Source organism: Hymenobacter sp. CRA2 (assembly GCF_002007105.1).
Lineage (GTDB): Bacteria > Bacteroidota > Bacteroidia > Cytophagales > Hymenobacteraceae > Solirubrum.
Window position 1 is genome coordinate 21,175 of sequence record NZ_MVBC01000005.1, and the last position, 23,067, is coordinate 44,241.

Genomic DNA, 23,067 nt, shown 5'->3' on the forward strand with positions numbered 1-23,067 from the left:
AACGCAGCAGCTTGCCCGAGGAGTAGCCAGCGTAAGTTTAGCGTGGCGTATACCTTCGGGCCCTGCCCACAACTTCATAAACTATGCCCCCAATCATCCTGCCCGTTCAGGGCAAGCACCCCGAAATCGGCCCCAACTGCTTCGTGGCCGACAACGCCACCATCGTCGGCGATGTGGTGCTCGGGGCCGACTGCACCGTGTGGTTCAACGCCGTGGTGCGCGGCGACGTGAACAGCATCCGGGTAGGGGAGAAGACCAACATCCAGGACGGAGCCGTGATTCACTGCACCTACCAGCGGGCCGCTACTACTATCGGCGCCCGCGTCAGTATCGGGCACAAGGCCATTGTGCACGGCTGCACCGTGGAAGACGACGTGCTTATCGGCATGGGCGCCATCGTGATGGACAACGCTGTGATTGGCCGCGGCTGCATCGTGGCGGCCGGCGCCATCGTGCTGGAAAACACCCAGTGCGAGCCGGGCTACCTCTATGCCGGCGTACCCGCCCGCAAAATCAAGCCCGTGACGGAAGTGCAGGCCCAGAACATGAGCCGCACGGCCGACAACTATGTGATGTACGCCGGCTGGTTCAAGGACGGCCAGCCCTAACCACCGCCCAGGCCCGTGCCGCGCGGCGTAGTAGCCCGGTTTCCAGCTCTCTGCCATGTCCTCCATCACCACTACCCACGCCTACGTGCGGGGCGAGTTTTCGCCCTGGCACCAAGCCTACCTGCACATCAGCGACCTGGCCATCCAGCGCGGGTACGGCGTGTTCGATTTCTTCCGCGTCGAAGCCGGGCAGCCGCTGTTTCTGCAGCCGCACCTCGACCGGTTCTTCCGCTCGGCTGAGTTGCTGGAACTGGCCGTACCGCTGACGCGCCCGGAATTGGTGGCGGCCATCCACGAGCTTATCCGGCGCAACGACCTACCCCGGTCGGGCGTCAAGGTATTGCTGACGGGCGGCTACTCGTCCGGTGGCTTCGAGCCTGCGGGCGAGGCCAGTCTCATCATCACGCAGCAGCCTATTGAGCTGCCCACGCCCGAGCAGCTAGCCCGCGGTATTCGTATTATCAGTCACGAGCACGGGCGCGAACTGCCGGAAGCCAAGTCCATCAACTACGTCACGGGCATTCGGCTGCTGAAGGAGCTAAAAACGCGTGGCGCCGACGACGTGCTCTACCACCAGCACGGCCTGGTCACGGAGTTTCCGCGCGCCAATTTCTTTATCGTGCGCGCCGACGACACCGTGGTCACGCCCGCCGCGAATGTGCTGGCCGGCATCACGCGGCAAAATGTGCTCCGCCTCGACGGGCTGCCGTACCGCGTGGAAACCGGACCCGTCAGGCTGGAAGACGTGCGAGCCGCTAAAGAGGCGTTTCTGGCCAGCACCACCAAGCGCCTGATGCCCGTGGTGCAGCTGGACGACCACCCCATCGGCCAAGGCACGCCCGGCGCCGTAACGCGGGCGCTGCTGGCCCGCCTGCTGGAGCTGGAAAAAAGCAGCGCGGGCCCCAGCATCGTCGGTTGACAAAGCTGGGGCCCGCGGCAAGGCCAGTAGTACTACTGGTTATTCTTCCATGTCGGGCAGCTCGCCGGCGGCTTCGCGCTCGGCTGGCTCCAGCACCCGCAGCTGCACCAGCTCCACGGCCCGACGCGAGCGGTTCAGAATGCGAAACTCGTAGTTCTCGAACACGGCCACGTCGCCGACCTCGGGAATGGCGCCGTAGATGACGTTGACCAGGCCGCCCACGGTTTCGTAGTCGTCGCCCTCGGGCAGGGGAAAAGGCAGGAATTCGTTGGCGTCGTTGATGGCCGTGGACGCGGCCACCCGGTATTCCAGCTCCGATACTTTTTCCACCACGGGCACTTCGTTGTCGTACTCGTCCTGGATTTCGCCCACCAGCTCCTCCATGATGTCCTCGATGGTGACGATGCCCGACACGCCGCCGAACTCGTCCGACACGATGGCCATGTGCAGGTGCTTGCGCTGGAACTGGCGCAGCAGGCGGTTAATCTTCTTGGTTTCGGGCACGAAGAAGGCCGGGCGCATGATCTGGGCCAGGTTGATTTCCTCGCCGCGGCGGATGAGGGCAAACATGTCCTTCACGTAGAGGATACCCACGATGTTGTCGATGTTGTCCTCGTACACCGGAATGCGCGAGTAGCCCTCGTTGAAGGCCGCCTCGATGATTTCCTCCTGCGAGCAGGTCACGTCGATGGCCGAAATCCGGGTGCGCGGCACCATGATTTGCTTCACCATCCGGTCGTTGAACTGGAACACGTTCTCGATCAGCTCGTGCTGCGACTCCTGAATCTCCCCGCTCTGCTTGCTCTGATCGATGAGCAGGCGCAGCTCCTCGGCCGTGTGCACTTCGTGCTCCGACGCCGGCTGAATGCCCACCAAGCGCAGGATGGCGTTGCTGAGCTTGTTCATCACCCAAATGATGGGGAAGGTGAGATAGTAGAACGCCTGCAGCGGTCCGGCTACCACCATGCTCACTGCCTCGGAGCGCTGAATGGCCAGGGACTTGGGCACCAGCTCACCCAGCACAATGTGCAAGAGGGTAATCAGGGCAAAGGAAATCGGAACGGAGATGCTGTGGGCAGCGGCCGGGGCCAGGTCATAGCCTAAGCTGTGCAAGGTGGCCAGCACCAGTTCGGCTACCACTTCCTCGCCAACCCAACCCAGGGCCAGCGAAGCCAGGGTAATGCCCAGCTGCGTGGCCGACAAAAACGCATCCAGCTTGTGCAGCAGGCGCAGGGTCAGTTTGGCAAAGCGGTTGCCTTCCTGCGCCCTTAATTCAATCTGGGACGCTCTTACCTTAACTAAGGCAAACTCGGCAGCGACGAAGAAACCATTCGCCACCACCAACAGAAGCGTCAAAAAGATGTTTAAGCCCATATAGCCAGCGCGGCCGGCACCCGCGGGTCCGACGCTGTATGTCACAAAAGTACGAGAATCCGCCTAAGCGGTTCGGGCGACGCGCCCGGGCAATGGATGCAACGGTTAGCGTAACTTTGTTTCTTCTCCGGAAATTCCGAATCCCCTATGTTTTTGCGACTAATTCTGTGGCTGAGCTTGCTGCTGCCTTTGGTAGCCGTAGCTCCCGCCGCGGCCCAGATTCTGGAGCCCACCAAGCTCAGCACTACCGTCAGCCCGGCCACCGCCAAAGTGGGCGACGAGGTAGAGCTCATCGTCAACGCCCGCATCGACCCCACGTGGCACCTGTACGCCACCGACTTCGACCCGGACCTCGGCCCCACGGTGTTTACCTTCACCTGGGCCAAGAGCCCGGCCTACGCGCTGGTGGGCAAGCCCAAGTCTGTGGGCACGAAAAAGAAGTTCGACGAAGTCTTTAAGGGTGACATCACCTACTTCGAAACCACCGGGCAGATTCGCCAGCGCATCAAGCTGCTGCAGCCCGGCCCGGTCACCGTCAAGGCCGACGTGGAGTTTCAGACCTGCACCGACGTGGACGGCCGCTGCATCCCCGGCGAGGCCACGCTGAGCTTTGGTCCGATTACGGTGACCGGTACGGCGGTAGCCGCCGCAACGGCTACTCCCGCTGCGCCGTCCGCGGCTACTGCGGCGGCTACCAAACCAGCCGCGCCCACAACGCCAGCGCCCGTCACTACGGTCGATTCCACGGCAGTTACCGCCGCTGCGTCTGTCGTGGCGCCCGAATCGACCGCCGTAGCGCCGCCAGCCGCCGAAATGACCTCGAGCCAAGTGCTCCAGGCGGCCACCGATGCCGAAGCCGCGCGGGCTGCTACTGCCGCCACGGCAACAGCCACGGCTCCGGCCACGGCGGGCAGCGGCCTCTGGGGCTTCGCGCTGCTGGCGTTTCTGTCGGGCCTTGGGGCGCTGCTCACGCCCTGCGTGTTCCCGCTGATTCCCATGACGGTATCCATCTTTACGAAAGGGTCGGCCAACCGGCAGCAGGGTATCCTCAAAGCCCTGTTTTACGGCCTGTCCATCATTTTCATCTACGTGGTAGTCGGGCTGCTCACGACCATCCTGCTGGGGGCTGATGGCCTGAACCTCATCAGCACGCACTGGTTGCCGAACCTGATTTTCTTCGTTGTCTTCGTCGTCTTCGGCCTGTCTTTCCTCGGCCTGTTCGAAATTACCCTGCCCCACGGCGTGGTCAACAAAATCGACGCCCAGGCCGACCGCGGTGGCTGGGCTGGCGTGTTCTTCATGGCCCTCACGCTGGTGGTGGTGTCGTTTAGCTGCACCGGGCCCATTGTGGCGTCCATCCTGACGATGGCCGCTCAGGGCGAGCGGCTGCAGCCCGTCATCGGCATGCTGGGCTTCTCGCTGGCTTTTGCCCTGCCGTTCATGCTGTTTGCCCTGTTCCCCACCTGGCTGAAGGGCCTGCCCAGCTCGGGCGGGTGGCTGAATACGGTGAAGGTGGTGCTGGGCTTTGTGGAGCTGATGCTGGCGCTGAAGTTCCTGAGCATGGCCGACTTGGCCTACCACTGGAACCTGCTCCCCCGCGACCTGTACCTGGTGCTCTGGATTGCCTTGGCGGGCTTGTTGGGGCTGTACCTGCTGGGCCTCTTCCGCCTCTCGCACGATTCGGACCTGTCGCACCTAAGCGTTGGCCGCCTGCTCATGGCCGTGCTGGCCTTTGCCTTTATGACTTACTTGGTGCCCGGTCTGTTTGGGGCGCCGCTGCCGCTGCTGGCCGGTTACCTGCCGCCCCAGCGCAACAGCGACTTTACCCTGGCTGCCTCGGCCGCCCCGGTGCTGACCACGGCCGCCACGCCCAACGCGCTGTGCGAAACGCCGCGCTACGCCGACTTCCTGGAATTGCCGCACGGCCTGCAAGGCTACTTCGACCTAGCCCAGGCCCAGCGATGCGCCCGGGCACAGAACAAGCCGATTTTTATCGACTTCACCGGCCACGCCTGCGTGAACTGCCGCAAGATGGAGGCTACCGTGTGGAAGGACCCGCAGGTGCTCAAGCGCCTGCGCGAAGACTTCGTGGTGGTGGCCCTCTACGTCGACGACAAAACGGATCTGCCACAGAACGAGTGGTACACCTCGCACCATGACGGCAAGCAGAAAACTACCCTGGGCAAGAAAAACGCGGATTTGCAGCTTACTGGCTTCAACGTGAATGCCCAGCCCTACTATGTGCTGCTCGACCCGAACGCGCCGGCCGACCTAAGCCACACGCTCACTGCGCCCGTGGCGTACGAGCCCGATGTAGCGCAGTTTGTGAAGTTCCTCGATGCCGGGCTGGCGCAGTACCGGCGTCAGCGCCAGCCCGTGGCGGCCAAGTAGCGCGCATTGCTTACTTTTCGTGGCCCGTCGTGCCGGTCTTTGGGCCGGGCGGCGGGCCACTTATTTTTCCGGTTTCCCTGCTTTGGCTATGAAAAAGTTGTTGTTGCTCCTGCTACCTGCCTTGCTGCTGAGCGCGGCCCCACCGGCGTGGGCCCAGGCGCCCGCTCCGGCGGCTACTGCCGCCCCCGACCCTTCGCGCATCACCTTGGTCATTCACGGCGGCGCGGGCACCATCACCCGGCAGAATATGACGCCGGAAAAAGAAAAGGCCTACACCGAAGCCCTGAACCAAGCCCTGCAAACCGGCTACGCTGTGCTCAAGCGCGGTGGTACCTCCATTGAGGCCGTAGAAGCTACGGTGCGGGTAATGGAAGATTCGCCGCTGTTCAATGCCGGCAAAGGCGCCGTATTCACCCACGACGGACGCAACGAGCTGGACGCCGCCATCATGGACGGCGCTACGCTCAAGGCCGGTTCGGTAGCCGGCGTAACCACGGTGCGCAACCCCATCAGCGCCGCCCGGGCCGTGATGGAAAAGTCAGAGCACGTGATGCTGATGGGCCCCGGCGCCGAAGTCTTTGCTAAGGAAAAAGGCTTGGATATCGTCGAGCCGAGCTACTTCTACACCGAAGCCCGTTACCAGCAGCTGCAAAAAGCTATTGCCGCGGAGAAGGGCGCCGTCACCGATCAGCTGAATACGCCTACCAAGGCTGCCGCGCCCGCCGCTGAGCCCACCAAAGTGAAGGTGAAACAGAAGGGCGGCAAACCACAGGGCGCCCTCGAGCCTCCTATCTTCACCGAAGGCCGCAAGTACGGCACGGTAGGGGCGGTGGCGCTGGACCAATACGGCAACCTGGCGGCAGCCACCAGCACCGGCGGCATGACCAATAAGCGCTACGGCCGCGTGGGGGATGCGCCCATTATCGGGGCCGGCACCTACGCCGACAATCAAAGCTGCGCCATCTCGTGTACTGGCTGGGGCGAGTTTTTCATTCGAGCCACCGTCGCGCGCGACATCGCCGCCCGCATGGAGTACGGCCGCGCCCCGCTAGGTACCGCCGCCCAGGCCACCATCGATAAGGTAGCCCGGCTCGGTGGCGACGGTGGGCTTATCGGCCTGGACCGTCAGGGCAACATCACCATGCCTTTCAACAGCGAAGGCATGTACCGGGGCTTTATCAAAGCCAACGGGCAAACGCAGGTACTTATTTATCGCTGATATCAGCTGGCAGCGAGAATATTATCTTTTAGTGACTAAGCAAAAAAGCAGCCTTCGAGGCTGCTTTTTTGCTTAGTCACTAAAAAAATGCGCCAAAATATGCGCCTGTATGCAACAAAAGGGCATTTGGGCTGTCATTCGCCCAATGGGTTCCTCTGCTGATTGTAGCCGCGACGCGTTGCGTCCATTCTTAAAATTGCCAAATTGCCTTCGAAAAGGCACAAAAAAGGCGGCACCCACCCAGATGCCGCCTCTATTGAAGGACGCACCCACCCAGATACGTCCCGGTTTTTCCCTCCTCACACGATCCACCCAAACTGTAGAAGAAAGCTACGAGCCTTCCCAAAATCAGCAGCCAGAGCTAGCCCAACTGTTATGTTCGTTTGTCGCATAATTACTGCAACCGCAAGGCTACAGCCATCTGTTTATCAGATTTGCAATGCCGATTGCGTTGCGTTGAGACAAATGTAACAGCTTAAATCAATTGGTAAAATATCTTCAGTATAATTCTTAAAATTTTACACACTTTTTTGCCTGCGCCACTTCCTTTTGCAACTTTCTTAAGCAAAGCCTCCCAAAATGTCTCGTAATTACGAACTTGACGACACCGACCGGAAAATTCTGGCACTACTGCTTGAAGATGCCAAGATGCCTTACACCGAAATTGCCCGGCGCGTCCACGTTTCTGGTGGCACGGTACACGTAAGGATGGCTCGGCTGGAGGAGCTTGGCATTGTAAAGGGGGCCACCCTGCGCATCGATTACAACAAGCTGGGGTACGGCGTCAATGCTTTTCTCGGCATCTACCTGCTGAAGAGCTCCGTGTACGGGAGCGTTGCTGAGCAGCTGCGCGACATTCCTGAAGTTGTTAGCATCCATTTTACCACCGGCGCCTACGGGGTCTTCGCCCGGTTGGTGTGCCGCGATACGCAACACCTGCGCGACGTGCTGCACGACCGGATTCAACTCATTGAAGGCATCGAACGCACGGAAACCCTGATTTCGCTGGAGGAAACGTTGAACCGTCCCATCCAACTGATGTAGGCGCGGATACGCACAATTTAGCCTGATTCCGGAAGCCCTGACTAGAGTAGTCAGGGCTTTTGTGTTTAATTAAGTTTGTAGGATATATAAAAATAAAAAGTAAAAATTATCCTTTGTAAATTTTTAGTGCTCATTAATGGTATTATACTTACTGAAAATTGTGTTATAGGGTTGCGCCACATTCCTTAGCACAAGCCTGCCGGCGTGCCACCGTCCCAGGCATCTATCAGTCCACCATCCCGATTAAAATCATGTACTCCGCCACCAGCCCACCGTCACGATGGTTTCATCGAACATGCTTGCTACTGGGTATGCTGCTTAGCTGGTTCAGCAGCAATATCGCCCAAGCACAAGCCGTCGGGGATTACCGTTCCATTGAGGGGGTTGCCAACTTTGCTACGCGTAGTGGCTGGCAGCGCTGGAATGGCTCCGCCTGGGTGGCCAACAGTACCGCCCTGAACTTTGCCAAAACCTTTACTGTGCGGCACACCAAGACCATTACGCTGGCGGGCCTTGCTACTCCCGTGGGCCGCATCGCGGTGACGGTGGACATGAGCAACGGTACTACGGGCGTGCTGACGGTGAACGGCCCGGTAACCTGCGCGGCGCTGGAAATAAGCGGGGATGGCGCCCAGGTACTGGCCAAAAGTGACCTGATGAGCGTCGGCACTACCTATATAGATGGCAAGGGATTAATGTCGTTACGCAGCGATGCCGACCTGGGAAGCATCACGGTGGAAAACGGCGCCCGCATAGAGCTGACCGCAGGCGTAGGCATTAACACCGCCATTGGCCCTATTACCGTCGACAATGGCGGGACGCTGAGCGTGAGCAGCAGCGGCGCTACCATCTCCGGACTGCAGGTGGCTGCGGGCGGACAGGTACTGATCAATGCGGACCTCTCCTTAGCGAAAGCGCGCGTGGAGACCGGCGGACTGCTGGTGCAACAAGCCAACGGCGCCATTACCGTGCTGCACGATGCGTCCGCCAGCGGCGACCTGACCGTGGAAGGACAGCTCCGCAACGAAAACAGTACTGCGGCCGTCACGCTGGCCAATATGGCCGTGATGCGCATGCGTGCCGGGGCCTGGTATACGCACTCAGCCAACGGCGGCGAGCTGCCTACCTGCGACTGGGACCCCGCCTCCACACTCCAAATCACCGGCGTGGTCGACGCTTCCGGCTTCGGCAACGACGGCCAGACGTTCGGCAACGTAACCTGGGATACGCCCAACTACGGGTCGGCGAGTACGGGCAGCAATATCTTCTACCTGAACAGCTCGGGCAATATGGTTATTGCCGGTAAGCTGCTGGTGCTCAATACCGGGCGCGGGCAGCTGCAGCTCACACCTCCCGCCGGCAACGGCACGGCGACGACATACATTGGCTCTTACGAACAGCTTAGCGGGCTGGTGTGTCTGGCACGTTCCGGGGCGTCGCTGACGCGCACGGCTACCATCGGCGGCGACTTCACCCTGACCAGTGGGCGGTTTGAGCTCAGCAATTCCTCGTCGTCGGGGCCTGGCGTGCTGAACGTAGGCGGCAACATGACGCTGAGCGCCGGGACCCTGCTGATGAGCGGCGGAACGGCCAGCGGCACGCTCAACCTCAGCGGTGACATGACGCTGCAAAGCGGCAGCGACCTGCGCTGGGATGCCGGAGCCGGCCTTGCCACGATACGGTTTGCCGGTACCACGGTGCAGAATTTTAGCCGTGCTGGCAGCGCCGCTATCAACGGGAAGGTAGATTTTGAAGTGCAGCCGAGGGCAACCTTGAACGTCGCCGACCAGATCATCGACGGAGACGGCCGCTTCACCTTGAACGCCGGCGCAGCTCTGCGCATCGGGCACACGCAGGGCATCACTGTCAACAATCCCAACAACACGGTGTACCGGGGCAATATTCAAGTGACGGGTACCCGTACTTACGATGCCAACGCTACCTACGTGTACGCCGGAACCGGCATCCAACAAACCGGTACCGGCTTACCCGCCGCGCTGGGAGCCGGCGCGGAGCTGGCGCTGGATAACAGCGCCGGAGCCGTTACCCTGAGCCGGGCTACCTCGCTGGCCGGGGAGCTGCGGCTGCACCAGGGGCGCCTGCTCACTGCCTCCGCTGCGCTGACACTGACGCCCGCCGCCACTTGGAGCGAAGCCAGCAACGCCAGCTACGTGGATGGCCCGCTGGAGCGCCAAACGAACAGCAACGCACAAGTGTACACCTTTCCGGTGGGCGCAAACGGGCGGCTGAAAGTAGGAGGCGTACGCCCCGGAGCCAACAGCAACGCAACCTTCCGCATGGTGGCCTTCGCCGCTTCGGCGCCGGATGCCCAGGATTTGGCTGCCGGCTCGGATCTGTACACCGTCAGCTTGCGCGAGTACTGGACCGTGACGCGCATCAGCGGCTCGGCTAACGCCAACCTACGCCTGTACTACACGGTGCCCTACAGCAGCATAAGCGAAACGCCCGCGGCGCAACGCGACCTGCGCATCGCGGCCTACCAGAACGGGCAATGGGCCAACTATGGGCAGGCGGCTTTGCCCAACACCACGGAGCGCTACCTGGATGCCGGCCAATTACTCGTGCTGACCACTAACACCGCTACCAACGTCACGTTTGCCAGCGTCTCGGCACGCAACCCGCTGCCGGTAAGCCTGGTAGAGTTTCGGGCCAGACTACTCGGCAACCAAAACGTGCAGCTGAACTGGCGTACTGCCCAGGAGAAAGACTGCGCCGGGTTTGAAATCCAATCCTCCGACAACGGGGTGGATTATCGAATATTGGATTATTACAATGGTCAGGGAACGGTTTCTGTCGCTACCAGCTACAGCTACTGCGATATGCGGGCCTTTAGCCAAGGACAACGCGTCCGGTACTACCGCCTCCGGCAAATCGATACCAACGGACAGTTCGCGTACTCGCCCGTCGTGAGCGTGGCACCTACACTGGCCAAAGGCGAGCCAATAACGGCATGGCCCACGCCTGCCACCGACTGGCTCAATATAGCCCTGAGTGCCAGCCTGGACGAAAGTGTGACAGTGCGCATTTTTGATGACCTGGGACGGCTGTGCCAAACCCAACAGTATACCGCGGAGAATGTGCCGGCTGTAGCCCGGCTGCCCGTGGACCGATTGCACCGCGGGCTCTACTTTGTGCAGGTGGAGACAAAGCAGAGTCGCGTGCAGGTGCGCTTCCAAAAAGAGTGAGGCGCCCGACGCCGGCCGTGGGTGGCGCCACGGCCGGCGTTAATTTTTGTAAAAAACCGGGGTAATTGACTTTCCTTTTTCTGCCGGTCGCGTATATTTCGGAACTATTGATTTCACATTCAAGGTCATGAAGGCTTGGTTGGTAGCGTTACTGATTGGCGGAAGCGTACCGGTAGCGGTAGGCCAAAGCCTGCCGGCGGTGTACCTGAACGAGCAAAACCAAGTCACCGTACCTGACAGCGCCACCCACTACCGCGTGGTGGAGCAGCGCCAGGAAGCCGGCTTGTACCCCATGCGGGAGTTTGCCATGAATGGCACCTTGCTGCTGCGAGGCTACCTGGCCAGCATCGACCCGCCACTGCGCAGCGGCACCTTCATCGGGTATCATCCCAACGGTGCCAAGGCCAGCCAGGTGCACTTTCAGGACGATCAGCCGGAAGGCCTGTTCATCGGCTGGTATGACGACGGCAAGGTGCAGGAGCGCGGCGAGTATCACCGCGGGCAGCGCGTTGGGCGCTGGCTAAGCGTGCACCACAACGGGCAGCGCCGATCTACCGGCGCCTATACCGCCGACCGGCCTACCGGTGAGTGGCGCTACTTCTTCAGCTCCGGTCAGCCAGCGGCCGTGGAGTACAGCCAGCCCGGGCAGCCTATGGCCCTGACCCTGTACAACGAAGACGGAAGCCGCTTCGAGGGCTTCCCGCAGCGGCGGCAGCAGCCCGAGTTTCCGGGCGGCGAGCAGGCGTTGGTCGAGTACTTGGCTCACCATACCAACTACCCCAAGGATGCCCGGCGCAAGGGCATCACCGGCAAAGTCTACGTGAGCTATACCGTAGGCGAGGACGGCCGGGTAGGGCAGGTGCGCGTGCTACGTGGCCTCTCGCCCGATGCCGATAACGAAGCCAAGCGCGTGGTAGCGAGCCTGCCGCGCTTTCGGCCGGGCCGCGAGTACAACGTGCCCACGAGCTTTACTTACACGGTGCCCATTTACTTCGCGCCGCAGTTTTCTTTGTTTGGCGGGCCCAAGCCGCCGCCCACGCCGCCGGTAGAAGCCCGCGCCAACTGGTAACAAGCCAAACGCAAAGGCCCCGCTGTCACGAGCTTGACAGCGGGGCCTTTGCGTTTGGCTTGGTAGGAAGGGCTTAAGCCGTTACCTGGGCATCCAGCTTTTGAGCCAGTACGTGCTTGGGCACGGCGCCAACCTGCTTGTCTACCACCTGGCCGTTCTTAAACACCAGCAGCGTGGGGATGCTGCGGATGCCGAACTTGGTCGAAGTCTGCGGGTTAGCGTCCACGTCGACTTTGCCGATAACGGCGCGGCCTTCGTACTCGCCGGCCAGTTCTTCTACTACCGGGCCTACCATGCGGCACGGACCGCACCATTCGGCCCAGAAGTCCACCAGCACGGGCTTATCCGAGTTGATGATTTCGTCGAAGTTGGCGTCGGTGATTTCAATGGCTTTGTGTCCCATTGTCGTATTCAGTTAGTGAATGTGGGTGTCAATGTTGAGTAACCTGCTTACGCGGATTAGTCGCGCAAGGTAGCAGATTGGATGTCAAACATGCACCACGCCGGAAAGTTCAAATATCTGTTTCGAGCTATGCAGGTGGGGTAGCCGGCTGACGTTCTATCTTGCTCGGCATGCCGGACTGCCGTTCGGCTTGGTACCGCCTTTAAATCAGTTGGCAGGCGTCGATTTCCATCTCGCGCATCTTGAAGATGAACGACTTAGGTTCGATGCGGTACTTGCGCGAGTAGGTGTCCACCGTGAGGTGCTCGTGGGGCTCGGCAAACTTGATTTCCAGCTTCTTTGAGCCGGCGCACTCCTCCACAGCAGCCATAAAGCGGTCCATGAAGGGCTCAGTGATGGTGCGCAGGTCGAGCTGCACGCGCACGCCGCCGGCCAGCTTCTCGGCCACGTTGAAGAGCGGCTCCATCGTCATGATCTTGAACTCGAACTGGTCGGAGTCGCGGAAGCGGGGGGCGTACTTGCCGCGGATGAACATGGGCGGTACCTGCTCCTTGTCGTAGTTGCGCGGGTTGATGATGTTGGAAAACTTCGTGTAATCGTCGCGGAACAGCGCCAGGTTCAGCGAGGAGTCGTAGTCTTCGATGTTGAAGGAGACGAAGGGCTGTCCGGTCTTGGTGGTCTTGAACATCACGTTCGAAATCAGCCCGGCCACGTTGATGTCGCGGTTCTTGTACGTCTCGATCTTCTCCAGCGAGCAGGTGCAATAGGAGTCGATTTCCAGCTTGAAGTCGTCGAGCGGATGGCCGGAGAGGTAGAAGCCCACCACTTCCTTTTCGCGGCGCAGCTGCTCGGTAGCAGGCCAGGGCTCCATGTCTGGCACCTTGGGCAGGGGCATGGCCACGGCCCCAAAGGCGCCGCCGCCGAACAAGCTCTGCTGGGCCGAATCCTTATCAGCTTGGTGCTGCTGGCCCAGCTTCACGGCCTTGTCGATGAGGTTCTGGTCGCCGGCGGGGGCTTCCACGAACTGCCGGCGGTGATAACGCTCAAACGAATCGAAGGCGCCGGACAAGGCTAGGCTTTCAAAGGTTTTCTTGTTCACCGCCCGCAGGTTCACGCGCTTGGCGAAGTCGAAAATATCCGAGTACGGGCCCTTTTTCTCCCGCTCGGCTACGATGTTCTCGATGGCCGCCTCGCCGGCGCCCTTCACGGCGGCCATGCCGAAGCGGATCTGGCCCTTCTCGTTCACGTTGAACTTCAGCACCGATTCGTTCACGTCAGGACCGAGTACCTGCACGCCCTGCCGGCGGGCTTCCTCGATGAAGAAGGTCACCTTCTTGATGTCCGACATGTTGTTGGTGAGCACGGCAGCCATGTACTCGGCGGGGTAGTTGGCCTTGAGGTAGCCCGTCTGGTAGGCCACCACCGAATAAGCGGCGGAGTGGGAGCGGTTGAAGCCGTAGGCCGCAAACTTCTCCATCACGTCGAAGACCTCGTTGGCTTTCTTCTCCTTGATGCCGTGCAGCTCCGCGGCGCCTTTGCAGAATTTCTCCCGCTCCAGTGCCATCTTCTTCATGTCCTTCTTACCCATGGCGCGGCGCAGCAGGTCGGCGCCGCCGAGGGAGTAGCCGGCCAGAATCTGGGCAGCCTGCATGATCTGCTCCTGGTACACCATGATGCCCTGGGAGTAGTTCAGGATGGGCTCCAGCAGCTCGTGCGGGTATTCCACTTCCTCGCGCCCGTGCTTGCGGTTGATGAAGTTCGGAATGAACTGCATAGGGCCCGGGCGGTAGAGGGCGTTCATGGCAATCAGGTCCTCGATGTTGGTGGGCTTGAGGTCCTTGAGGTACATGCGCATGCCCTCGGATTCGAACTGGAACGTGCCGATGGTGTCGCCGCGCTGGTACAGCTCGTAGGTCTTCGGGTCGTCCAGCGGAATGTCGTCGATGTTGATATCGACGCCGTGGTTTTTCTTGATGAGCGTGAGAGCGTCCACGATAATCGTGAGCGTCTTCAGCCCCAGAAAGTCCATTTTCAGCATCCCCGCCGACTCGATGACCTTGCCATCGAACTGCGTGACGAGCAGGTCCGAATCCTTTGAAGTCGAAACGGGGATATACTTCGTGATATCGTCCGGGGCGATGATGACGCCGGCGGCGTGGATGCCGGTGTTGCGCACCGAGCCTTCCAGCTTGTGGGCCAAGCGCAGGATGTGGCCGCGCAGGTTGTCGGGGGCCTCGTCGCGCAGGATGTAGTCCAGCTCCGGGTTTTCGGCGAAGGCGTCGTTGAGCGTGGTGCCAGGCTTTTCAGGCACCATCTTGGTCAGTTCGTTGGTCTGCGGCAGCGGCAGCTCCATGGCGCGGGCCACGTCCTTGATCGAGGACTTCGCGGCCATCGTACCGAAGGTAATGATCTGGGCCACCTGCGTCTTGCCGTACTTGTCCACCACGTAGTCGATGACGCGCTGGCGGTTCACGTCGTCGAAGTCGATGTCGATATCAGGCATCGACACGCGCTCCGGGTTCAGGAAACGCTCGAACAGCAGCGAGTACTTGATGGGGTCGATGTTGGTGATGCCCACGCAGTAGGCCACCGCCGAGCCGGCCGCCGAGCCACGGCCCGGCCCCACGGCCACGCCCATGTCGCGGCCCTTGTTGATAAAGTCCTGGGTGATGAGGAAGTAGCCGGCGAAGCCCATCGTCTGGATGATGCGCAGCTCGTAGTCCAGGCGCTCCTCTATTTCGGGCGTGCGCTCGGCGTAGCGAGGCGGCTTGGTCATCGTCACGATGCCTTTGCCCGCACTCGGCCCGAAAGCCCCGACGTAGGTCAGTTCGCGCAGAAACTCGTCCGCGTTGGCGAAAGGCGCGGGAATGGGGAAGTTGGGCAGCAGGATGTCACGCTGCAGCTTGGGCGGCGTGATTTTATCAACGATTTCGTTGGTGTTGTCCAGGCTTTCGGGCACGTCGGCGAAGAGCACGCCCATTTCCGCCTGGGTCTTGAAATAGAACTGGTCGTTGGGGAAGCCGAAACGCGTTTTGGGCTTGGGCATCTGCATTTCCTCGTCGATGCGCATGAGCTGGCGACGCACGGAGTCGTCGCGGCCAGCCAGGGGGCGCAGGTTGTCGAGGTGGTCGTAGAGCACCTTATTTTCACCCGACACGAGGCGGAAGTACTTGGTCTGGAAGTCGCCCACGGGGATGCTGTGCTCCTCGCCGGTGTTCACGCACAAAAGCAAGTCGTGCGGGGCAAAGTCCGTCTGGTCGACGTAGTGCGAGTCGTTGGTGGCAATGACCTTGACGTTGTACTTCCGGGCCCAGCGCAGCAGCGTCTGGTTGAGGTCCTCCTGGCTTTTGCCGGTGTTGTCGATATTCTCGATACCGTGGCGCTGGATTTCGATGTAGTAATCCTCGCCGAACACGTCGAGCCACCACTTCAGCTTTTCCTCGGCTTCGGCTTCGGTTTTCCACAGCAGCGCCTGCGGAATCTCGGCGCCGATGCAGCACGACGTGGCAATCAGCCCCTCGTGGTACTGCAGCAGCAGTTCCTTGTCGATGCGCGGGTACTTCGAGTACGTGCCCTCGATAAAGCTCATGGAGCAGAGCTTGGCTAGGTTCTGGTAGCCAGCCTGGTCCTTGGCCAGCAGCAGCTGGTGGTGGCGCACGTCCCGTTCGCCCTTTTCGCGGCTGAACTGCTTTTTGTGCCGGTCCTCCACCAAATAAAACTCGCAGCCCACGATGGGCTTCACGTTGTACTTATTGGCTTCGGCCACGAAGTTGAACGCCCCGAACATGTTGCCGTGGTCCGTCAGCGCTACGGCGGGCATACCGTCCTTCTGGGCCTTTTTCATCAGCGCGCTGATGCTGGCCTGGCCGTCGAGCAGAGAGTATTGGGTGTGGCAGTGCAGGTGCGAGAACGTGGGCATGGGCAAGCGGCGTCGAGCGCGTTAGTGCGCCAAACGGAAGGTAAAGTTACCGCCGCAGCGGGGGAAAGGAAACGTTGCGGAGGCGGGAGTTTTTGCGTATCGGAGTAAACAGAAAAGGATGGTTTTTGGAGCCATCCTTTTCTGCTTCAGTTCGCATGCCGGTGTTATCTGAGGGCCAGGCGCTGCATTGCCGCCGGCACACCCGGGCGGACTACGCGCAGCGCATAGACCAGGAAGTCAGCCCAGCAATGACAAGCTCTGCATCACCTGCGGGGAGAGCAAAACGGTGCACCAGCCGTCCTTGTATTGTGCTGAGGGTGTGTACCGCGGTGGGACCTGGGGCTAAGCGAAACGATTGAGCCCGCCAGGGGGTTGGGCCAAGCTAGCGGTAGCGCCGCGCGTAGCCGGGGCAGTAGCTAGAATTCGGTTTTGGTTAAAGCGCACGTACGCTCCTTGCGTGGTTGAAAAGGCGGAGGTTGCCACTCAGTCCAGGTCGCCGTCGGCTTCTGTATCGCCCAGCGCCTAGGAGTTGATATAGAGGTGCCCGCGGGGCGTTTGGCTGCTGCCGCTGAAGTTACCCTGGCCGTCGTTTTCGCGAACCGTTACGGCTTGGTCGAGCCAAGTGCCGGTGAGCAAGTCTAGGTCGCCGAGCTGAAGCGCCATGGGGGCCGTGCTGCCGGCAGGTAGAGCCGTGTTTGGTGCAACGCCGCCGCAGCCGTCACCGAAGAAGGTGAGAATGGTGCTGCTCGGCAAATGCGGCACCAGCGGGCCGAGCTAAGGGTGGGTATTTGGGCGAAGGCGCCGCCCGCAACAGTGACCATCAGCACGGCGGAGGGCAGTACGGAGTATAAGTTTGCGCATCGGAATACAGCTGGGACCAACACCAGGAACGAACATTCCCAACCGTATGACCGGCAAAGGCCCGCAGGCGTTGCAGCCACCTCCCGATTTTACCGCGTGGCCGCGTCGGCCGGCAGCAGCTCCGCTAGCCGGGCATCGTTGAAGCGCTGCAGGGCGGTTTCCAGCGCCGGGTTACGTACAGTGCGGTCCGGTATCTTGGCCGCGGCCGGCGTTTGCAGAATGGCTTGCTGTTCTTGTCGCCACGGGCCTTGTTGCAGGCGCTTCAGCAAGGCCTGGCGCTCGGCGGCGGGTAGCGTGGGCTGCAGGTGTGCCAGCTCCAGACGCAGAGCTTTGCGGCGGGCGCCAAACTCCTCGGTGGCCGTGCTCAACAGGCTGATGGCGCGGCCGTCGCCCGGGGCTTCGTAGATGGCGCGCAGCCGCTGGGTGAGGTCAGCGTAATACTGCTGCACGCGCGCCTCGACGGTATTGGCCGCAACCAGGTCGGGCTTCGGGACTGGAGTTGTAGGCTTGGTTTGGGCGTGCAGGGCGGTAGCCAACAGTAGGAGCGCAGGAAGCAAGCCGATTTTCATAGTAATGAAGGAGCTAGGTGCAACTGCCCTTAATGTGGTAGAAGAAAAGGCCGGGCAGTACTTTAAGAGCTGGTCTTTAAACGAGGCGTCGACCCCAAGTAGTGCCGTACGCGGCCGGTGCTAGTCCGTTTTATTATTAATAGTTGCACCAAACGGCTTCCGCCGCGCGTTGAAGTACTACCTCTGCACCATGCCCATGCCGCAAGGCCGCTTGAAAAAGCCTTACCTTGTCCACATGCTCCGGGCTTCTGCCCGTTTTGATTCGGCCTCCGGCCGAAGCTATTCGTTTACTTGCCTTAGCTTCGTCGCTGGCCGCGGCCGCGAATCCGATGCATTTACCATCAGCTCACTACTCACTGATGCCGGCTCGCTAGTGCGTCCGAATCCAGCCCATGAAGACTTTTGTTGCCCTTTCGGACCCGACTTACCAGGAGCCAGCCCAGCGTTCCGCTTTCAATCAGTGGCTGTTGGGTCTTATCAACGATAAGCGCGACCTGCCCTTCGTGCACCTCACGCTGCAAATCAGCGCGACGCTGCTGCCGCTGGCTGCGCTGATGTTTGTGCCTGGCCTGCCGGGCTGGGCGTGGTGGCCGGCGGCCGTGGCCTACCAGTTTCTGAACAACTTCACTTTCAAAGGGCCGTTCGGGCTGATGCTGCACTGCACCAGCCACCGGGCCTTGTTTAAGAAGGAATACGGTTTCCTGAACCACTACCTGCCCTGGGTTATTGGGCCGTTTTTCGGGCAGACGCCGGAGACCTACTATGCCCACCATATGGGCATGCACCACGCCGAAAACAACCTGGAGGAGGACAAAAGCTCCACCATGCACTACCAGCGCGACTCGGTGCGCGGTTTTCTGCACTACCTGGGCACGTTTGTGATGCTGGGCATCTTTCACCTCGCGCACTACTTCATCAAGAAGCGCAAGATGAAACTGCTGCTGCGCTCGGTGCGCGGCGAAGTGCTTTACGCCCTGATGTGCGTAGGGCTGTGGCTGGTCAATTGGCCCGCTACGCTGGTGGTATTTGTGCTGCCTTTCCTGATTTCGCGCGTCATCATGATGCTCGGCAACTGGACTCAGCACGCCTTTGTGGACGGCAACGACCCCGGCAACGACTACACCAACAGCATCACCTGCATCAATACCAAGTACAACCACAAGTGCTGGAACGACGGCTACCACGCCAGCCACCACCTGCGGCCCGCCCGCCACTGGACCGAGCACCCGGCCGCGTTCCAGAAAGACCTGCACAAGTACGTGCAAAACGATGCCATCGTATTCGACGGCATTCACTTCCTGCACGTGTTTGCTTGGCTGATGCTCAAGCGCTATGATTTGATGGCCAAGCACTTCGTAAACCTCGGCGACCGGTACAAGTCCGATGCGGAGGTCATCGAGCTGCTGAAAGCCCGCACACGCCGGATTCCACGCGTGCAGTCCCAGCTGGCAGCCGCGTAAACAGGCGCATAGTCGCCTGGCATTGGCAAATCAATAACGAAAAAGGCAGCCCTGCTCAGGGCTGCCTTTTTCGTTACAGCCGCGTGGCGGTAAGGCGTCAGCCACCTATGCGGTCGAAGCCGAACGTGTCGGCGAAGCGGTGGCGGCGACCGGTGAAGGTGTCGCGGATGATTTCGGCGGCCAGCAGGCTGTAGGTGGTGCCGTTGCCGCCGTAACCGAGGGCGAACTGCGTGCGCGGAAAGTCCTTGTGCGGGCCGATGTAGGGCAGGCCGTCGTCGGTTTCGCCGTACACGCCACCCCACACAAAGTCGCGGGTAAAGGGCACGTCGCAGGCAAACAGCTCCTGAAACTGGTCTTCCAGCTTGCTCACCTTGTGCTCCAGCACGGCGTTCTGGAAAGTAGCCTGTTTGATGACCTCGTCGCGGCCGCCTACCATGACGCGGCCGTCGGGGGTAGTGCGCGTGTAGAGGTAGGGGCGGGCCGTTTCCCAGATCTGGGCGTTGCCGGTGGGCAGGCCCGGCATTTGCCCCGGCTGGCTGACCACCACGTAGGTCGAGTGCAGATTTACCAGGTCCTGCGGCACTAGGTTGTCGGCTTCGTAGCCGGTGCACACCACCACGTGGCGGGCGCGCACCCGATGCTCGCCGGCGTGCACGGTCACTGTTTGTCCATCGGCGGCTGGCTGAACCTGCTGTACGGGCGTGCGCTCAAAAGCTTGCAGGCCCTTGGCGGTAGCCTGCTGGAGCAGCGTGTGGGTGAGCTGATAGGGATTGAGTTGGGCCGTGTCGCCGGATAACAGCGAGGCCGGTGCCTGGAGCTGGTAGCGCCGCAGCAGTTCCTCACGCGTCAGGAAGTCCACGTCGATGCCGATACCGCGGCGGGCTTCGCCTTCGTCGGCTAGGTGCGCCACGTCCCGCTCGCGGCTGGCTAAGTAAAAGCTGCGGCAGTACTCGAAGCCGCAGTCAGTGGGCAACTCTTCGCGGCAGAGCCGGTGCAGGGCGTGCACCGCGTACACGTTGGCCAAATAGGCTTCGTTGGCACGCGCCACGCCCACCTTTTTGCGCAAATCAATCAGGTCTACGTCGAGCTCGTACTGGCACATGGCCGTGCTGGCCGAGGTGCTGCCCCCGCCGAGGTACCGGGCTTCGAGCAGTACGGTACGTAGCCCGGCCTGCGTCAGATAGTACCCGATAAGCGCCCCGGTGATGCCCCCGCCGATGATGACCACGTCGCTGCTGAGGTCCTGGGTCAATACGGAGTAGCGGACAAGTCCTTGCTCAGTAAGCCAGAACGGCTGGCCGGTAGTCAGAATCATAGGTAACGAAGCCGCAATAACGGCCGGCAAAGCACCAACCGCGCTGGCTAAAACTTACGGCAAAACCGACTCGGCCGTTTGGGACCCAACGAAATAGGGCCACCCGAAGGCGGCCCTGTCAGCGTGAATCCCAGCACTACTTGGCACTATTTACTTAGCCGGCTGAATCACCAATACCTCGCCCGGCCGCACGTTGAAGTCGGGCTTGTTATTCCATTCCATGATCTGCTTGATAGTCACCCCGTACTTGCGCGAAATAGCGTACATCGACTCGCCGGCTGCTACGGTATGCTTCACTGTGGCGGCAGCTGCGGGCGTCGCAGGAGCAGCAGGCTTGGCAGCAGGCGCTGGTTTGGCCGTAGTGGCTGGGGCACTAGCCGCTGTTTTGGGCGCGGCCGGCACCGGAGCAGCCGTCTTCGGCGCGGTGGGCGCCGGCGAAGCCGAAACGGGCGCTGCGGCAGCCGAAGCCGTCGGAGGTGCCACCCGAATGATCTGGCCCAGGCGCAACGAAGGATTCGGCGGCAGCTCGTTCCACTGAATCAAATCCGCCGGGCGCAGACCGAAACGGCGGGCAATTCCGTAGAGCGTTTCGCTTTTCTGCACGGTGTAGAGGCCGCTGGCTGGCACAGGCTCCACCGCTGCCGGCATAGCTGGGTAAGCTGGCGGCTGCACTGTGGGGCGCGTAGCTGCGGGCGTAACCGGAGCCGGAGCGGCGGGCTTGCTCGGGGCAGAAGCCGTGGTTGCTGCTGCCGGGGCTGGCGCCGGGGTAGCAGCCGCAGGGGTAGGCTTAGGAGTTGCCGGTTTCGGGGCTGGCGTAGTAGCTACGGGTTTGCTGGAAGTGGCCGGCTCATCCTCGCTGGGCTCGTCTGCGACAGGCGCGGAAGGCGGCAGCTTGCCGGGTTCGGTACCGGAGTACAGGCCCCGGTCGGGCTTAGTTGTTGCTGGTTGCGGAGCGGTTGGGGTAGCGGCTTCTTCCGCCGGGGCCGGCGTTGCCTCCTCCGAAGCATCGGCCGTAGCTGCGTCGGTGGCTTCGGCTTCCGGTGTTGGCTGCAAGGTCTTACCCAATAGGCCACCCAGGCGGCTGCTGTCCTGGCCCGCTTCCGGTGCGTCGTCGATAACGCGCTGGGCCGCGGCGGTCCGGCCTGTGTACACGTCGGCTGCCGGCGCTTTCGGCTTGGCGGGTGCCGGCGCAGGAGCTGTCGGCGTGGGCGTCGGAGCCGGTGTGCCGGTGGGGCGCTCCATAGCGGCGGCCACGCTGCCGGTCTTATCCTGCACAAACTCCACCGCTACGGCGCGGGGGCGCGTGTGCTGCAGCCAGAGCACGCGGCCAGGCTGCAGCGGCTCATTGGCAGCCATGCGGTTTTTGCTGCGGATAGCCCGGCTGCGGATGCCGTATTTCTGCGACACCGACATCAGGCTTTCCCCGTTTTGCGCCACGTGGTATTCCACCGCCGCCTTGTCGCGCTTTTTCTGTACGAAGTAGGGCTGGCCCACCACGATGTTGTCGAAAGGCATCAGGTCGTTGAACTGCATGAACTTGCGCAGCTTCACGCCCGCCCGGCGCGCCAGGTCCTCCTTGGTTTCGCCCGGCAGGGCCACCACTGCGCGCAGCCCGTTCACGTTCACGAAGGCCGCGTTGTGCGCGTCGGTTTCCGGCGGCGTCACCAGCTTGCCCACGTTGCGCTGCTGCACGGCCATGGCAATGAGCTGCAGCGAATCGGTGACGGGCACCAGCGCGGTGTACGACTTGCCGGGGGGCACCGTGCCGGCCAGCAGCCAGCGGTTGTACTTGCCCAGCTCGTTGGGGTCGGTCTGAATGGCCTGGGCCAGGGTGCCGAGGCTCTGGCCGGCAATGGCCGGGTACTCGCGCAGCATCATGGCCGGGCGCGGGTTGGTGCCTACGGCCGGCTCGTAGGCCAGTTTGTGGGCCAGGAACGTCAGCACGTAGGGGTGCGTCTGCTCCGTAATCTGCATCTCGGTGGCGTTGGCGTCGGTGGGCAGGGTGTAGGGCTTCACGCCGCCGGGACCCAGGTTATAGCTCAGCAGGGTGTGCAGCCAGTTCTGGTACATGCGCTGGCTGCGCTGCAGGTACTTGGCCGCGCCGCGGGTGGCAGCCACCAGATGCTTGCGCTCATCCACGTTGTCGCTGACTTCCAGACCGAAATCGGCCGCGGCTTCGCGCTTGAACTGCCAGTAGCCCACCGCATCGTGAATGCTCTGCGCGTCGCCCTGCAGGCCGCTTTCCTGCAGGCACAGGAACCGAAAGTCCAGCGGCACGCCCTCTTCCTGAAACACGCGCTCAATCAGCGGGAAGGCGGCGTCGGCCAGGGCTACGCGCGCCTGAAAGGAGCTGGGGTGGCGGCGTAGCGCGTCCACTTTCTGCTGCACGGCGGCGCGGCCGCCCTCGGTCAGGCGCAGGCGCAGGCCCGCAAACTGCAGTTGGGCGGGCACGGGCACCGCGGCCAGGGTAGTAACCGCCGAAGCGGCCGTGGGGGCTTTGGCCGGCTTGGTTTGGGCCGTGGCCAGCAGGGGCATAGTCCCGAGCAGGACGAGCAACAATCGATTCATAAGCAGGCTGAGCAAGCGGGGCCGGCCCGGCACTGCATCCGCGCAGACCCCTCAGTCTACAAAGTAGGCGAAAAATTCGCGGCGTAAGGCGCGGAGCCGGCCGAAATGCCTGCTTGGCGACCTGAATTTCTGTGGTTTGCTC

General features: G+C 61.6%; 15 protein-coding genes. 8 read left to right on the plus strand and 7 right to left on the minus strand.

All coding sequences use genetic code 11. From position 1 onward, the window contains the following. Positions 1-83 precede the first annotated feature (83 nt). Together B0919_RS09675 and B0919_RS09680 are read left to right on the plus strand one after the other, a co-directional pair. Positions 84-608 (plus strand): gamma carbonic anhydrase family protein, encoded by a 525-nt coding sequence (locus B0919_RS09675; RefSeq protein ID WP_078012044.1) that lies wholly within the window; start codon positions 84-86, stop codon positions 606-608. 55 nt (positions 609-663) lie between these two features. Continuing rightward, positions 664-1,527 (plus strand): aminotransferase class IV, encoded by an 864-nt coding sequence (locus B0919_RS09680; protein WP_078012045.1) that lies wholly within the window; start codon positions 664-666, stop codon positions 1,525-1,527. Between the two features lie 39 nt (positions 1,528-1,566). On the opposite strand, the gene B0919_RS09685 is transcribed toward B0919_RS09680, so the two are convergent. Then, positions 1,567-2,883 (minus strand): hemolysin family protein, encoded by a 1,317-nt coding sequence (locus tag B0919_RS09685; RefSeq protein WP_254846537.1) that lies wholly within the window; start codon positions 2,881-2,883, stop codon positions 1,567-1,569. A 165-nt stretch (positions 2,884-3,048) separates the two neighbouring features. Here B0919_RS09685 and B0919_RS09690 point away from each other — a divergent pair, with 165 nt between their 5' ends. The 5 genes from B0919_RS09690 to B0919_RS09710 all read left to right on the plus strand — a co-directional run bounded on the left by B0919_RS09690 (position 3,049) and on the right by B0919_RS09710 (position 11,830). Next, positions 3,049-5,292, plus strand: coding sequence for a protein-disulfide reductase DsbD family protein (locus B0919_RS09690; protein ID WP_078012047.1), 2,244 nt, complete (start codon positions 3,049-3,051; stop codon positions 5,290-5,292). 88 nt (positions 5,293-5,380) lie between these two features. Then, positions 5,381-6,511: an isoaspartyl peptidase/L-asparaginase family protein gene (locus B0919_RS09695; protein WP_078012048.1), complete on the plus strand. Its 1,131-nt coding sequence runs from the start codon at positions 5,381-5,383 to the stop codon at positions 6,509-6,511. 579 nt (positions 6,512-7,090) lie between these two features. Continuing rightward, entirely contained in the window at positions 7,091-7,555 is a 465-nt protein-coding gene (locus B0919_RS09700) for an Lrp/AsnC ligand binding domain-containing protein (RefSeq protein WP_078012049.1), read from the plus strand. Between the two features lie 311 nt (positions 7,556-7,866). Continuing rightward, complete coding sequence (locus tag B0919_RS09705; RefSeq protein WP_176132969.1) at positions 7,867-10,761, plus strand: T9SS type A sorting domain-containing protein; 2,895 nt, start codon at positions 7,867-7,869, stop codon at positions 10,759-10,761. Between the two features lie 127 nt (positions 10,762-10,888). Then, the gene (locus B0919_RS09710) at positions 10,889-11,830 is read left to right on the plus strand and encodes an energy transducer TonB (protein WP_078012051.1); all 942 of its coding nucleotides are present in this window, start codon (positions 10,889-10,891) and stop codon (positions 11,828-11,830) included. Positions 11,831-11,903: 73 nt separating this feature from the next. On the opposite strand, the gene trxA is transcribed toward B0919_RS09710, so the two are convergent. From trxA to B0919_RS09730, 4 genes are all read right to left on the minus strand, one after another. Beyond that, a complete protein-coding gene (trxA, locus tag B0919_RS09715; protein WP_078012052.1) occupies positions 11,904-12,233 on the minus strand; it encodes a thioredoxin in 330 nt (109 codons plus the stop codon). Between the two features lie 202 nt (positions 12,234-12,435). Then, entirely contained in the window at positions 12,436-16,152 is a 3,717-nt protein-coding gene (dnaE, locus tag B0919_RS09720; protein WP_078012266.1) for a DNA polymerase III subunit alpha, read from the minus strand. Positions 16,153-16,674: 522 nt separating this feature from the next. Continuing rightward, the gene (locus B0919_RS09725) at positions 16,675-16,914 is read right to left on the minus strand and encodes a hypothetical protein (RefSeq protein WP_139362032.1); all 240 of its coding nucleotides are present in this window, start codon (positions 16,912-16,914) and stop codon (positions 16,675-16,677) included. Positions 16,915-17,102: 188 nt separating this feature from the next. Further along, entirely contained in the window at positions 17,103-17,582 is a 480-nt protein-coding gene (locus B0919_RS09730; RefSeq protein ID WP_078012054.1) for a hypothetical protein, read from the minus strand. 392 nt (positions 17,583-17,974) lie between these two features. Between B0919_RS09730 and B0919_RS09735 the strand changes: the two genes are divergently transcribed. Beyond that, a complete protein-coding gene (locus B0919_RS09735) occupies positions 17,975-19,042 on the plus strand; it encodes a fatty acid desaturase family protein (protein WP_078012055.1) in 1,068 nt (355 codons plus the stop codon). Between the two features lie 97 nt (positions 19,043-19,139). Here the strand turns inward: B0919_RS09735 and B0919_RS09740 are convergent, their stop codons facing one another. Both B0919_RS09740 and B0919_RS09745 read right to left on the minus strand, forming a co-directional pair. Next, positions 19,140-20,357, minus strand: a complete 1,218-nt coding sequence (locus tag B0919_RS09740; RefSeq protein WP_078012056.1) for an NAD(P)/FAD-dependent oxidoreductase — start codon at positions 20,355-20,357, stop codon at positions 19,140-19,142. Positions 20,358-20,507: 150 nt separating this feature from the next. Continuing rightward, positions 20,508-22,925 (minus strand): LysM peptidoglycan-binding domain-containing protein, encoded by a 2,418-nt coding sequence (locus B0919_RS09745; protein WP_078012057.1) that lies wholly within the window; start codon positions 22,923-22,925, stop codon positions 20,508-20,510. Positions 22,926-23,067: the final 142 nt, after the last annotated feature.